Raw genomic sequence first — 13,716 nt, 5'->3', positions numbered from 1 at the left:
CCACCCTGACGCTGAAAGTATCCGTTCCCATTCGGGGCGGCTTTAAGCTGATCGCCCGTAAAGGCAAAACGTTTCAGGAAGTTTTTGTATTAACCCAGTTGAGTCAGGCAGCACTGGAAGAGGCAGTAGGCAGAATATTGCGGAAGGGGTAAGTGAGCGGGTGTGGGATTGGGCGACGAGGCGATGGGGCGATCGGGGGCAGGTCAATCGGTGGCTGGCTTGTTAGGCAATCGGGTTAGGCAATCGCGTTTTTGACAGAGTATAGCCAGAGCAGTTCTGTAAATCATAGAACACTACAACTCGCGCACCTCAATACCCCACCCCCTTATCTTCCCACTCACCCATCCAGCCATCCACTTCTCCACTCCTTCAGGGAGCCATCACCGTCAACCCACCCGGCACACAATTAATCTCAACCGGAGTTGTGCCAATGATTTCGCCGTCCAGCACTACTTTCTGCGGCGGATTGGTGGTGACTCGTAGTTTCTTTGCGCCCATATGAACAATATCAGGACTCTCAGAGGGCTTCAGCAGAGCTGATCCAATCAAACGAGCGATCGTACGAATGGCTTCAAGCTTGGTTTTTGCACTGGCGATCGTCACGTCTAGCAAGCCATCGTCGAATACCACCTGTCCGATGCCCTGCGCTAGAACAGAAGTAATCGGGGCAGCGTTAGCGATCGTGATCGCGCCTGCCTGAAAACACTCAACATGACCATCAACTTCGATCTCGGTGTCAAACAATTGCTGCTCGTCGAGCTGTTGCCAACCTGCCATCAAATATGCCAGCGCACCCCAGCGGTCTTTCGCAGCGCGATCGGCACGGTCGACGGTTTCTGCTTCCAGCCCGATGCCTGCCAGCAGGATCATGGGCAACCCATTACAAAAGGCAGCATCGACAACTCGGCGGTGTCCGGTAAGAATCGTTTGGCAAGCTCCACGAATCGGATTGAGGGCAGTGGGAATTCCCAGTGCGGAGGCAAAGGCATTGGCAGTACCTCTGGGAATGATGCCGAGCGGAATATTAGTGCCAATTAGTTTACCTGCAACGGCTGAAACAGTCCCGTCGCCACCAGATGCCAGTACGAGATCGGCTTTGGCATCGATCGCTTCTTGCGCCAGTTTTTCTGCGCTAAGTTCCACGGTAGTTTCATGTACGACAAGCTGCATGGCGGGTTCCAGCAGATCGCGAATAAGCTGCAACTCCTGTTCTGAATTGCCCTGTCCCGATACGGGGTTAAAGACTAGATGGGCAACCTGTGTTCTTGCCAGAGCTTGGATAATTGCTTGAGCCGTGGCAACGTTAGTTGCAAACGGAATGTTGTGGATATTGCAAATTCTGGTAATCAGATCGATGCCTGGCTCGTGCCGCTGCGCGTAGAGCGTGTCTTCTAAAAAAATAACCGCGCTAACATGACCTGCGGTAATTTCTGCGGCAACCTGTGCGTCTCCTCCGATCGCCCCAGGCCTCAGAATCTCGATCGGCAATCCCAGCGTATCTTGAATCCGATGACCTGTGCCTCCGGTTGCGATCAGGTGGTAGCGGGAGAACACCGGCAATCGATCGCGCAGCAGGGCTAGTAGATCGTCTTTACGGCTATCGTGAGCGATCAGAGCAATGGTGGCAGGCATAGAAAAACCAGATTTGTAAAGTTTTCTTCAGAAGGAAGAAGGGGTCATTAAATTGTAGAAATGCTCCAGTGCAGTCGTGTCATACCTGCGGCAGGATTTTGCTAGCAATTCGTGACGATCGGTGAAGGCGTTGAGGAAACAGCGTTTTGTAGAATGTTCTTATGAAAACATTTTAGGATTCCAAAAAACACAACGATCGAAATAATCAGGAATCTTCTGGGCTAAAGGGTGTTTGAATTCAGGTTGAGGGTCAGTGGAAAGGTTTGAGCTTCTCTTGGATTTTTTATAAAAACCCTAAGCCATGAGAGTCTGAGCCGGCTGAGTGGATTTCGTTTTCCCCTTTAAGATCACTGCTTGAGACCACTGCTGCAATTGATTCTGAACGATACTTAAGCAAAATCAAAATCAGTAAAAACTGAGCTGAATTAATATGCAAGAACTGACTCGTCCGACCTTACCTGAGACAGCTTCCCACACCGCCGCTCCTTCACGGGCTGAGCTTGAAGCTTTCTGGATGCCCTTCACTTCCAATCGGCAATTTAAAGACAGTCCACGCCTGTTTACTGCCGCGAAGGATATGCATTACACCACCGTCGACGGGCGACAGGTACTAGACGGCACGGCGGGACTCTGGTGTGTGAATGCGGGTCACTGTCGATCGCAGATTGTTGAAGCAGTCTCGAAGCAGGTGGCAACGCTCGATTTTGGTCCAACGTTTCAAATGGGGCATCCGGGACCGTTTCAGCTTGCCGATCGCCTGATAAAAATGACTCCCGGCTTTGATCACGTCTTTTTTGCCAACTCCGGTTCAGAAGCAGTCGATACTGCGCTGAAGATTGCGATCGCCTATCACCGGGCACGAGGTGAAGGCACGCGGCAGCGATTAATTGGACGAGAGCGTGGCTACCACGGCGTCGGGTTTGGTGGCATCTCGGTGGGCGGCATTGGTCCGAACCGCAAGTTTTTTGGCGGTTTGCTGACGGGCGTGGATCATCTGCCTCATACACACAATCTCGAACACAATGCCTTTAGCCACGGTCAGCCGGAATGGGGTGCACACCTGGCAGATGAGCTCGAGAAAATTGTCGCGCTGCACGATGCCTCGAATATTGCGGCGGTGATTGTGGAACCCGTGGCAGGTTCGACCGGAGTACTGATTCCGCCAAAAGGCTACCTGGAGCGGCTGCGGGCAATTTGCGATAAGCACGGCATTCTGCTGATTTTTGATGAGGTCATCACCGGATTTGGACGACTGGGAGCTAGCTTTGCTACAGAGTATTTTGGCGTTAAACCCGATATGATGACGGTTGCTAAAGGCATTACCAACGGTACTGTGCCAATGGGAGCCGTCTTTGTGCGTGAAGGAATCTATGATGCCTTTATGAATGCGCCAGACAACGCGATCGAGCTATTCCACGGCTACACCTACTCCGGGCATCCGGTGGCTTGTGCGGCAGGACTGGCAACGCTAGAGATTTACGAGCAGGAAGGCTTGTTCGATCGCGCCCGTGAAATGTCTGCTTACTGGGAGTCGGCAGTGCATTCGCTGAAAGGACAGCCCCATGTGATCGATGTGCGTAACCTGGGACTGGTTGCCGGAATCGAGCTGGAGCCGATCGCCGGAAAACCCTCGGCTCGTGCTTTTGAGTGCTTTTTGCGCTGCTACGAGAAGGGCCTGCTAATTCGCACCACAGGCGATATCATTGCCCTGTCGCCGCCTCTCATCATCGAGAAGCACCACATCGATCAGTTGGTTGAGATGCTAAGCGAGGTTTTGCGCGATTTGCCGTAGCCTCTAAGAATGGGTGAAAGAATCGTCGTTATCACCCGGCCGGCCTGCTAGCGGGTCAATTCTGAGAGAAACTTAGCCTCTTCTCCGTTTCTAAGTTCCCCAAAGTTGGGAACTAAAGGGAAAATCAAGGGGGCGATCGGCAGATTTACAACTCCTCACGTTCTCTCTGCACAGCAATTACGAATCAGGACGCATAATTCAGAGCGTTCAAAGTCCAAAGTCTTGTGAAACAATGAACAGGGGGAGAATATCCCCCATTTTCTTTATCTCTTTCCTATTCCTCCCAATCGATTGCATGGCTCTTCAACTGCGTGTCTACGTTCCCCCCCACCCGCTAATCAAACACTGGCTGGCAGTGTCTCGTGATGAAGCAACGCCCTCGGTGCTGTTTCGTAGTGCGATGACTGAGCTAGGCAGATGGCTGACTTATGAAGCAATCCGCGACTGGTTACCCACGATCGAAACCGAAGTGAGCACGCCTCTGGCAACTTGTCCGGCGACGTTTATCAACCCAGAAGTTCCGGTAGCAGTGGTTCCCATTCTGCGGGCAGGGCTGGCGTTGCTAGATGGCGCACAGGCACTCTTGCCGCTTGCCTCGGTTTATCACATTGGCGTGGTGCGAAACGAAGAAACACTCGAACCCAGTGTCTACCTGAACAAGTTTCCTGAGAAATTCGACCCGCAGACGCGAATTCTAATTACCGATCCCATGCTGGCGACAGGTGGCTCGATGATGACGGTCATGCAAGAATTAACGCGACGAGGCGCTGATCCAAGCCTGGTAAGAATTATTGCCGTTGTTACGGCTCCGCCTGCCCTACAGCAGCTTAGCAATGCCTTTCCGGGTCTGGTCGTGTATGCGGCGACGATCGATGAAGGTTTAAACGAAAAAGGCTACATTGTTCCTGGATTGGGCGATGCAGGCGATCGAACGTTTGGCACTTAAGATTGGCACGAAACCTTAGCGTCATAAAAGGAGAATTGCATGAGCCAGCAGGGAAATTTTATTGGTGGCTTTTTGTTGGGAACGGTGGTCGGTGGTGTGGTTGGTGGCGTGATCGGTGCGCTGGCAGCGTCCCGGCTCAATCAAGAATCTGCGGGATCTGAAAAATCGTTCTCCAAGCTGGATAAAGCCGAAAGCAAGCCCACAAAGCGACGACAGCTTAAAGCCCCGACCGAGCAAAATATGGAAATTGCGCGGCGAGGCTTAGAAGACAAAATCGCTCAGCTGAATGATGCGATCGACGATGTGCGACAGCAGCTTGGAACGGTGAACGGCACATCAGTTCAGGGAAACGGCGAACAGGTCGTCTCTCAAGATCCGTAGATGCTCTCTGGCTGCTGGACGATTTGCTGACGATTAATGATCAAGATGCTCAGTTCATACCCAGTTCATGAGCAGTTCAGCATGATCAGCACTATCGGCTGCGAAGAGTTTGGGTGAGCGTGTCGATCGAGGCTTTCAGGTCTTGCTGTGAGGCGATGATTGGATCAACGAGGTCTTCTGCAACTTCCTCTTCGCGCAAAAATCGTCTTTTGGCAGCTTCAAACGATTGGATAACCAAAAAGAGAACGAACGAGATAATCAGAAAATTAAGCACCGCAGCGAGAAATACTCCATATTTAATTCCATTGATTTGAAGCTGGTTAATGTCTTGTAAGTTGGCAGCTTGCAGTGCCGGATTGAGGAGCAACGGAGTAATGATATCTTTCACAAACGAATCGACAATCTGGCTGAAAGCAGCTCCAACCACGACTGCAACGGCAAGATCAAGGACATTGCCCCGCATGACAAATTCACGAAAATCTGCCAAAAACCCTGTTGCAGCGCGTCGTCCTCTTCTGACTGCCATTGTTTCTATCCTTTGTTTTTATACACGAATGTTTTTACACACGAATGCTTCTACACGCGAATTTAGTTCTGGGTGAACAACTGCCGCTAATCTCCTGTTTCTAAAGAAAAAAGTCAACCCGTTTTTCACAAATTTCTTACCTTTGAGGGAGATGTCTGCTGACGCGATCGAACCCAACGTGCTGCAATCCGCTCTGCTTGCTCATTTGAATCACCTCATTCGCGATCGCGATCCCTATTTTGCCAGCCAGGGACATTTTTACGTGCGGGAGTATGTGCGGGAGCAGTTGATTCAGTGGGGCACGATCGAAACCCATGAATTCACAGTGCGGGGCGGCCTGCATCAAAATTTGATTCTCGATTTGCCCGGTAAAGCGACTCGTCCGCCGATTTTGATTGGCGCACATTATGATGCTGTTCCGGGTACGCCAGGGGCAGATGATAATGCTTCAGGCGTTGCAGTGCTGCTGGAACTGGCGCAAATTTTTGCAGCGGAGCCTGCCCGTTATCCCCTGCGGCTGGTTGCCTTTGATATGGAAGAGTACGGCTTACTAGGCAGTGCAGCCTATGCGCGCGAGCTGAGACAGCAGAACCAACTCCTGCGGCTCATGATTTCGCTAGAAATGCTGGGCTACTGCGATCGCGCTCCTCAATCCCAGAAATATCCGGCTTTTCTCAAGTATTTCTATCCCGACCGCGGCGATTTCATTGCCCTGGTGGGAAACGTGCAGACCACGCTGGATCTGATCCGACTTCAGCGACAAATTCGTACTGTGGGCAGGGTCGGCTGTGAATGGCTGCCTGCCGGAAAGCGAGGCATGATTGTTCCCGTAACACGCAGCAGCGACCATGCTCCTTTTTGGGACGAAGGCTATCCGGCAATGATGATCACCGATACCGCGTTTCTGCGGAATCCGCACTATCACAAAAGCAGCGATCGGCTAGACACCCTCGATCTGGAGTTTTTAGCACGGGTTTGTTCAGGGCTGGTTGCGGGAATTCGATCGCTTTAAGCGACGAGGAAAATTTGCGCTGCTCCGGTCGATTTGCGCTAATCTAATACGCACTTTCCACTTGTTTCTGCACGTTAAAGGCTCCGATCGCTGTGAAGCTCCGACATTTCATTCCTTTTTTTGATTCCTCAGCTCAGGACTGGGGACAGGAAAGCCGTCTGCTGCGCTGGCTTACCTTTTTGTGGCTATTGGTCGGTTTAGTGGTGATGTATTCTGCGTCCTTTGCGGTGGCAGATGCGAAGACGGGCGACGGGCTGTATTACTTCAAAATTCAGTTGTTGTGGATTTGTTTGGGCATGATGGGGTTTAATGTCCTGGTGCATTCGCCCCTGCGCTTTATTCTCGGATTGGCAAACTGGGTTTTGCTGCTGCTGCTGGGGCTAGTGCTGATGACGCTGCTGCCAGGCGTCGGAACCGAGGTCAATGGAGCAACGCGCTGGCTGGTCATTGGTCCCGTCGGCATTCAGCCGTCTGAGCTAATCAAACCGTTTCTGGTATTGCAGAGTGCGCGGATTTTTGGGCAGTGGGAGCGGCTAGACTGGGGAACTCGTCTGCTCTGGGTGGGAATCTTTGGAATGACGATCGCCGCAATTCTCTTGCAGCCCAACCTGAGTACAGCAGCCCTTTGCGGCATGATGATTTGGTTAATTGCCTTGGCGGCAGGCTTGCCTTACTTATACCTGGGCAGTGCGGCAGGGTTAGGCGTTCTGGCGGCTATCGTCAGCGTTAGCCTCAAATCCTATCAGCGACGGCGATTGATTTCGTTTCTCAATCCCTGGGCAGATCCCAAGGGGGACGGCTATCAGTTGATTCAGAGCTTGCTGGCGATCGGCTCAGGCGGCATGTTTGGCAGTGGCTTCGGGCTGTCGCAGCAAAAGCTGTTTTTCCTGCCAATTCAGGATACTGATTTTATTTTTGCGGTCTTTGCCGAAGAGTTTGGTTTGGTCGGCTGCTTTTTACTGTTTCTGATGTTGGCAGGCTATGCAACGCTAGCAATCCGGGTTGCGCTCAAGGCAAAAAATCAGGTGCATCAGTTGGTTGCAGTTGGCGTCATGATTTTGATGGTGGGGCAATCGCTGCTCAATATCGGCGTTGCAAGCGGGGCACTGCCCACCACAGGGCTACCCTTCCCGCTGTTCAGCTATGGTGGCAGCTCGATGATTGCCAGTTTGCTAGCGGCAGGATTGCTGATTCGGGTTGCTAGGGAAAGCACCAGCGCAGAAGTCATTGCGATCGATCCTCGCTGGGCAAAATCTGATTCATGATGGAATTAACCCAGCCGATCGCTCAACTCATTAACCTGTCGTTATTGACCTGGCGTTAAAGAACTTGAGCTAGCGTGAGAACTGTGACTTACTGTTTTTTGAGTGACTTATGGTTGAGTCGATCGATTTAAGTCAACTTTTTTTGAGCCTATTGTTTTTTGAGCCTATTGTTTTATAGCGAACTCCGCCATGCCGCAAAAAATTCTTGTTGCTGTTGATGAATCTCCCTTTGCCGAAATCGTTTTCGATCAAGCCTTAAAAATGGCAAATGCCTTTCAGTCTTCTCTGATGGTGCTGCACGTTTTATCGCTGGATGAGGAAAGTAGCCCCCAAATGCCTCTTGCCGCATCGGGTCCAGGATCTTACGTAGTGCTGGAAACGGCAGTGATGGATGCTTATCAGGAGCGGTGGCAGGAGTACGAGGAAAAAGGCGTCACTCAGCTTCAGAGCTTTACCGATCGCGCTACTCAAGCGGGAATTGCCACTGAATTCAGCCAGTTATCCGGTCGTCCAGGCAAAGTGATTTGCAACCTGGCGAAAAATTGGCAGGCAGATTTGATCGTAGTAGGACGCAGAGGGCGATCGGGCTTTGGCGAGTTCTTTTTGGGTAGCGTTAGCACTTATGTGGTGCATCATGCGCCCTGCCCAGTGATGGCCGTACCTGCCAAGACCTCGACTTGAGCCATTCGGTCTGCTGCCCCTTGCCTTTCCTCGGCTTCCCTTGTCTACCTAAGACTGCATCTTTAAAACCTGCGAGTCCTGCAATTTGTCCATCCAGCCTTCCAGATACGTGAGATTCTCCTGCTGGTGCTGTGGGTTTGTAGTATCGATCGGGTGAGGCATCAAACCTCTTATGGCTGCTGTCGTGACGCAAAACATTGCTTTCTGGAAGCTCAGACAAATCTTCACCCGCAGGTCGTCTTCGCCCCGTAGCTCCTGGAGATACACCTGCCGCAGGGCATCGGGCAAAAAATGGGTCATGTCCTGCATCAGCAGCGTTGGCGGAATCCCGCCTCCTCCAACAGGCAGCGGATCGGCAAACAGTGCCCCGTAGTTAAAATCTGCCTGATTGGAAGAAATTTGACCCGCCTGCGCATTGTAGGAAATCGTGCCAAAGAAGGGAAACGATCGAAAGAAGACCGCTTCTACATAAGGCACGGCCGTATCCTTCAAAAACGTCAGCCCTGCCGATTTGGGAATAATTTCGTAGCGTTGATCGCCAATTTCAACGGCATAAGTGATCGGGTCAGCAGCAGCTGCTACCAGTCCATCCTGAACATGTTGCACCACTTGAGGAATCGTTTCGATTTCGCCTCGATCGTAGCGATCGGATAGCTCCAAAAACATTCGGCTCATCACATCCCAGAACTGCCCCAGCGCACTGTAGTAGCACAGCAACCGCACCTGCTCCGGCAAAAATTCGGGAAACAGGCGATCGAGTCCCTGCATCATGGCGTTGCCCCGCAGTTTGGCTCGAATCGCTGCCCCTGCCCCCTGGCTAAACTCTTCGCTGTCTAGATAAGCATCCAGCCCTTCTGCCCCATGCCAGAACATCGCTTTCATGCAATATTCGGCAAACTCATAGTTAATGCGATCGTGCCACCAGTGCTTCAGCAGTTTGGCGAAGGTCACTTCACCATTGAAATACTTAAAGAAAGGAAACAGCATCAAAAACTGATGCTCTGCAATAAAGGTGAGGTTGCGATGATAAGCATCCAGCACGACGCCGTAGCTCTTGAGAATGCCAACCACTTCCAGCACATTCCCAGGAGAGTCGGGCAGCAGTGCACCGCCTGCCTGAATTCTTTCGATCAAATCAGCAAGGGGATGAGAGCGATGGGGCGGAACGAGAGTTACCATGTGCGAATTGTTTCAGGAGTGAAGGAAACGAGGAAATTGAAAACGTAACCTTGAGGAATAAAGGGACTATGGGCGAATTAGCTCATGGAGGGCATCCTGCCAGAGACAGAGGCAGCGTCAATTGCAGGCACAGCAGGAGCCGGAGTAAAATCTTCGATCGCTTCTGCGGAAAACTGGGAAGCAACCGGGGGATCTGCGGTAGGTGCGCTCGGTATTGACCAGCTCATTGCCGTGCGGCTCGGACTGTCAATTCCTAGAGTCTTGGAAATCGACACGCTCCAGCGAGTTATCCAGCCAGGCTGAAGCCCCAGCAAAATCACCAGAACCGCGACAATTACTGAAGGAATGCGATCGTGCCAGCGGACACGCGGTAGGTTCGCTAGCGTCTCTGGCAATCGACCAAAGAAGACTTTGTTGATCAAAATTAGAAAGTAAACCGCAGTCAGTGCGGTTCCCACCATGCAGAGCAGCGTTTGCACCGGAAACACAGGCAGACTGCCGCGATACACAATAAATTCGGCAATAAAGCCCACCATACCGGGAATTCCTGCGCTTGCCATTGCGCCGACCACCATCAAGCTCCCAACCAGCGGCAGCCCTCGCTCGGGGTTGAGCAATCCACGCAGCACGTTAATATCGCGGGTTCCAGTTTTGGTATACACCACACCCACTAGCAAAAACAGCAGCGCAGAGATTAAACCGTGGCTCACCATCTGGGCGATCGCTCCAATCAAACTCAGCGGGGTCGCCGCCGCTGCCGCCAGAATTACATAGCCCATGTGCCCTACCGAGCTATAGGCCACGATTTTCTTCATGTCGGTTTGAGCGATCGCCGCAAATGAACCGTACAGAACGCTCACCACTGCAACACCTGCAATCCATGGCGACAGGACTTCCCAGGCATCGGGAAATAGCCCCAGTCCAAACCGCAGCATTCCGTAAGTACCCAGCTTCAGCAAAACCCCAGCCAGCAGCACCGATGCCGGAGTCGGAGCTTCAACGTGCGCGTCGGGCAGCCAGGTATGCAGGGGAACAATCGGAATTTTGATGCCAAAGCCAATCAGCAGCGTGACCAGCAAAGCAATCTGAGGTGTTGTAGACAAATCGTGATCGCGTACAATTCCATAGTCAAAGCTGCCCGAGCCGCTCAGGAGCGACAAGCCAAAGAAGGCTGCCAAAATCACCACGCCCGAAATTGCCGTGTAAATCAGAAACTTGGTTGCCGCATAGCCGCGCTTTGCCCCACCCCAAATCGCAATAATCAAATAGAGCGGAATCAGCTCAAATTCATAGAACAGGAAAAACAGCAGCAGATTTTGCGAGAGAAAAGCCCCAGCAACAGCTCCGTTCAGCAGCAGGATTAGGCTGTAAAACAGCTTCGGACGGTGGATTTGAGCATCACCGCTATAGAGCGCAACCCAGGTTAGCACCCCATTCATCACCAGCAGCGGCAGCGACAGTCCATCCACCCCAAGCTGATAGCTCAAGCCCAAATTCTTAATCCAGGGCAACGATTCCTGAAATTGCAGTGCCGCGTCGCCGAGGCTAAATTGGCTAGCGACAACAAGCGACCAGACTACAACCAAACTACAAAGCGCAAGGGCAATCTGCCGCGATCGGTTCACTTGAGACGGCGGCAGCACACTAATCAGCAGAACCCCAAGAAACGGAACCCAAATAAAAAGACTCAGCATCGCAAGGAATTGCAGGATGAACAGCAGACGATCGAAAAATAAGGCGAGAACCGCTCAATTAGCGAAAACAGTCACTAAAACAGCGGACTCCAGATCAGCCATCCGGTTAGGCTTAGAGCCAGCAGTAGCCCCACAAACAAATTCAGCAGATAGCTGCGCGACTGCCCGGAAATCGTATATTTCAGGCTTTCTCCGCTAAAGATTGAAGCCACTCCAACAAAGTTCACCAGCCCATCCACCACATAGCGATCGAACCAAGCAGTCAAGCGCGAACCCTGCACCACTCCAAACACCACACTGAGCTTGTAGAGGCGATCAATAAAAAAGTCATACGCCAGTACATCGCGTAGCACAGACCCCACAAGCGGAGTTGGCTTTCGTACTGCTGGGTTAAGGTAAATGATGCCTGCAAGGGCTGCTCCACCTATGCCCGAAGCGAGCAAACTGGCGAGTAGACTCAGATTGACTTCGCTTAGCGCGGGCAAAAGCTGCCACTGTTTCAGTAGCAAAGGCAGCAGCAGCGCAAAAATCGAGAGCGTCACCATCGGCACCGCCATTAGCCAGGGTACTTCCGGCGCGCGGCGCGTTTTTGGCTGCGGGTGACCCCAAAAGACCAAGCCAAAGACTCGTACCAAGTTAAATGCCGTGAGTCCATTGACCAGCAGCAGCACTGCAACCAGCCAGGGAGAAACCGCCCAAACGCCCTCCATCCACTGCACCATTGCCCAGAAGCCGCCAAGCGGCAGCAGTGCCACCGAAGCCAGCCCACCCACGACATAGGCAAACGTTGTAGCAGGCATTCGCTTTGCAAGTCCGCCCATCTCGGTAAGGTCCTGGGTGCTAGTCGTCAAAATAATTGACCCGACACTCATAAACAGCAGTGCCTTAGCAACACCATGGGCAAACAAAAACATCAGTGCCAGATCATCTTGCTGAGTTCCCACCGCCAAAAATACTAGCCCCAGATAGGCACTGGTCGAGTGAGACAAGGTTCGCTTGATATCAATTTGAGCGATCGACACTAGCGAAGCTCCGATCGCCGTTAGCGACCCCAGCACCATAATTGTTGTCAGCGTCACGGGCGAGAGTGCCAGCACAGGCTGAAGCTTGATCAGCACATAGGCTCCGCAGGCAACAACCACAGAATTTCGCAGAATCGAAGCCGGATTTGGACCCTCCATCGCTTCATCTAGCCATAGGTTCAGCGGAAACTGGGCACACTTCCCTGTTGGACCTGCTAAGAGCGACAGTCCCAGCAGCGTTGCAACCACCGAGGGAAGCTGAACGTTTTCTGCCCACAGCGCAAGATGGGTGAAGTCCATGCTGCCAGCCAGCGTGGATAAGGTGACCACACCCATCAACAAGAGCAAGTCTCCAACTCGTTTAGTCAAGAAAGCATCACGGGCAGCCGTTACCACCAGGGGCTGAGCATACCAAAAGCCCACTAACAAGTAGGTAGAAAGGGTCAACATTTCCAGCAGGGCATAGCTTAGAAACAGGGAATCGCTTAGGGCGATGCCGCTCATTGCCGCCTCAAAGAAACCCATCAGCGCATAGAATCTTGCCAGTGCCCAGTCTTTTTCCAGATAGCCCAGCGCGAAAATCTGTGCCAACAAACTTAAGCCAGTGATAAACAGCGCAGCCGCAACGCTTGTGCGAGAGGTCTCCAGGGTTAGCCAGATATCTAAGTCAGGAACACTCAGCCAGGGAATCAGCGATCGAACGGGTTCTTGATCCCAAACTGCCTTTAGCATCAGGGCACTGTGAACCAGAGCCAGAACAGTCATCAGGATATTAAAGTAGGCGGCTGGTCTTGGTCCAGTGCGGCGAACTAGCCCGATCGACCAGGGCAGCGTCAGAATTGCGCCAATCAAACCGTACAGGGGAACCCACCAGCTCGTCTGAACGAGAAGCTGATTCATTACTGATCTTTCCTTATTGAGATGAAATAAATGCTGCAACCAAACTCCCTGCCAAACCAAAATCAAGACAATAATTTTTGAATAGCAGAATAATTTAGCAAAAATTAAGGGTTATCTAATCTAGCATAGAGCTTTCACCGTTGTTCTCAGTCAGGCATTGCTGAAGCTTTCTACTCTAAAGTCATCTCAATCGTGCAAAAAATGCTTCGCAACTAACAGAGATGAGCGATTCTAATCAATTCATTATTTATTAGGGGAATACTAGCATCTTATAGCGTGATCCCCAGGCGCAGCACATCTTAATAAATTGATATACCCTGCCTTCCACCGCATCAGTCCTAGGAGCCAGAGGAATCGAATAAGTTCATAAGTTTTTTCTTATCAATGGTATAATTTTTTCTACAGGTTAGGGCTAAAAAACATCAATCAACCGTCTTCAAATCGATCGCTTTATCAGCCTGCTTCAATACAATTTTCCGGTTCCATCAATTTCTTAAGCGAAATCAGGTGGGTTTGCGTTATTCACTGGAGAACGATTACTGAAAGGGTGAGCCCGCGATCGAAGCCAAGATACGCTATAAAAACAAGTTATGTTTAGTATAAAAATAATCATCTCAGTTTATATTGCGTAAGGTTGTCCATCACCTGTATTCTTAATTCTGGGAATTCTAAGGTGTTTCCTGAAA

Annotated in this window: 12 protein-coding genes; 7 read left to right on the top strand and 5 right to left on the bottom strand. The window is 51.5% G+C overall.

Annotated elements, in window-relative coordinates; genetic code table 11:
* The first annotated feature begins 5 nt into the window (after positions 1-5).
* Positions 6-152, top strand: a complete 147-nt coding sequence (locus H6F80_RS25535; RefSeq protein ID WP_518523651.1) for a DUF2103 domain-containing protein — start codon at positions 6-8, stop codon at positions 150-152.
* 217 nt (positions 153-369) lie between these two features.
* Here the strand turns inward: H6F80_RS25535 and H6F80_RS25530 are convergent, their stop codons facing one another.
* Complete coding sequence (locus H6F80_RS25530; protein WP_190794325.1) at positions 370-1,632, bottom strand: methylglyoxal synthase; 1,263 nt, start codon at positions 1,630-1,632, stop codon at positions 370-372.
* Positions 1,633-2,062: 430 nt separating this feature from the next.
* Between H6F80_RS25530 and aptA the strand changes: the two genes are divergently transcribed.
* From aptA to H6F80_RS25515, 3 genes are all read left to right on the top strand, one after another.
* A complete protein-coding gene (gene aptA / locus H6F80_RS25525) occupies positions 2,063-3,424 on the top strand; it encodes an omega-aminotransferase AptA (protein ID WP_190794324.1) in 1,362 nt (453 codons plus the stop codon).
* Between the two features lie 295 nt (positions 3,425-3,719).
* Positions 3,720-4,370 carry a uracil phosphoribosyltransferase gene (gene upp, locus H6F80_RS25520; RefSeq protein WP_190794323.1) on the top strand — a complete coding sequence of 217 codons (651 nt, stop codon included), beginning with the start codon at positions 3,720-3,722 and terminating at the stop codon, positions 4,368-4,370.
* Positions 4,371-4,409: 39 nt separating this feature from the next.
* Positions 4,410-4,751, top strand: a complete 342-nt coding sequence (locus H6F80_RS25515) for a ssl2009 family thylakoid membrane protein (protein ID WP_190794322.1) — start codon at positions 4,410-4,412, stop codon at positions 4,749-4,751.
* Positions 4,752-4,842: 91 nt separating this feature from the next.
* On the opposite strand, the gene mscL is transcribed toward H6F80_RS25515, so the two are convergent.
* Positions 4,843-5,277 (bottom strand): large conductance mechanosensitive channel protein MscL, encoded by a 435-nt coding sequence (gene mscL, locus H6F80_RS25510; protein WP_190794321.1) that lies wholly within the window; start codon positions 5,275-5,277, stop codon positions 4,843-4,845.
* Between the two features lie 151 nt (positions 5,278-5,428).
* Between mscL and H6F80_RS25505 the strand changes: the two genes are divergently transcribed.
* The 3 genes from H6F80_RS25505 (at position 5,429) to H6F80_RS25495 (ending at position 8,235) form a co-directional block, all read left to right on the top strand.
* Positions 5,429-6,289: a M28 family peptidase gene (locus H6F80_RS25505; RefSeq protein WP_190794320.1), complete on the top strand. Its 861-nt coding sequence runs from the start codon at positions 5,429-5,431 to the stop codon at positions 6,287-6,289.
* 92 nt (positions 6,290-6,381) lie between these two features.
* Entirely contained in the window at positions 6,382-7,554 is a 1,173-nt protein-coding gene (locus H6F80_RS25500; RefSeq protein ID WP_190794319.1) for an FtsW/RodA/SpoVE family cell cycle protein, read from the top strand.
* 189 nt (positions 7,555-7,743) lie between these two features.
* Positions 7,744-8,235: a universal stress protein gene (locus tag H6F80_RS25495; RefSeq protein WP_190794318.1), complete on the top strand. Its 492-nt coding sequence runs from the start codon at positions 7,744-7,746 to the stop codon at positions 8,233-8,235.
* 48 nt (positions 8,236-8,283) lie between these two features.
* Here H6F80_RS25495 and cupB read toward each other — a convergent pair whose 3' ends face one another.
* The 3 genes from cupB to H6F80_RS25480 form a co-directional block, all read right to left on the bottom strand.
* Positions 8,284-9,414 (bottom strand): CO2 hydration protein CupB, encoded by a 1,131-nt coding sequence (gene cupB / locus H6F80_RS25490; RefSeq protein WP_190794317.1) that lies wholly within the window; start codon positions 9,412-9,414, stop codon positions 8,284-8,286.
* A 77-nt stretch (positions 9,415-9,491) separates the two neighbouring features.
* A complete protein-coding gene (locus H6F80_RS25485) occupies positions 9,492-11,108 on the bottom strand; it encodes an NADH-quinone oxidoreductase subunit M (RefSeq protein WP_190794316.1) in 1,617 nt (538 codons plus the stop codon).
* 74 nt (positions 11,109-11,182) lie between these two features.
* Positions 11,183-13,030: an NAD(P)H-quinone oxidoreductase subunit F gene (locus H6F80_RS25480; RefSeq protein ID WP_190794315.1), complete on the bottom strand. Its 1,848-nt coding sequence runs from the start codon at positions 13,028-13,030 to the stop codon at positions 11,183-11,185.
* Positions 13,031-13,716: the final 686 nt, after the last annotated feature.

Origin of the sequence: Leptolyngbya sp. FACHB-711 (genome assembly GCF_014695615.1) — a bacterium.
GTDB lineage: Bacteria > Cyanobacteriota > Cyanobacteriia > Elainellales > Elainellaceae > Leptolyngbya_A.
Note: the sequence above shows the minus strand (reverse complement) of the source record. Positions and strands in the feature narration are given on the sequence as shown.

Bases quoted from the DNA above. Each gene is read 5' to 3' on its own strand.
- H6F80_RS25530 (WP_190794325.1), bottom strand. From the start codon at position 1,632: ATGCCTGCCACCATTGCTCTGATCGCTCACGATAGCCGTAAAGACGAT.
- aptA (WP_190794324.1), top strand. From the start codon at position 2,063: ATGCAAGAACTGACTCGTCCGACCTTACCTGAGACAGCTTCCCACACC.
- upp (WP_190794323.1), top strand. From the start codon at position 3,720: ATGGCTCTTCAACTGCGTGTCTACGTTCCCCCCCACCCGCTAATCAAA.
- H6F80_RS25515 (WP_190794322.1), top strand. From the start codon at position 4,410: ATGAGCCAGCAGGGAAATTTTATTGGTGGCTTTTTGTTGGGAACGGTG.
- mscL (WP_190794321.1), bottom strand. From the start codon at position 5,277: ATGGCAGTCAGAAGAGGACGACGCGCTGCAACAGGGTTTTTGGCAGAT.
- H6F80_RS25505 (WP_190794320.1), top strand. From the start codon at position 5,429: ATGTCTGCTGACGCGATCGAACCCAACGTGCTGCAATCCGCTCTGCTT.
- H6F80_RS25495 (WP_190794318.1), top strand. From the start codon at position 7,744: ATGCCGCAAAAAATTCTTGTTGCTGTTGATGAATCTCCCTTTGCCGAA.
- cupB (WP_190794317.1), bottom strand. From the start codon at position 9,414: ATGGTAACTCTCGTTCCGCCCCATCGCTCTCATCCCCTTGCTGATTTG.
- H6F80_RS25485 (WP_190794316.1), bottom strand. From the start codon at position 11,108: ATGCTGAGTCTTTTTATTTGGGTTCCGTTTCTTGGGGTTCTGCTGATT.
- H6F80_RS25480 (WP_190794315.1), bottom strand. From the start codon at position 13,030: ATGAATCAGCTTCTCGTTCAGACGAGCTGGTGGGTTCCCCTGTACGGT.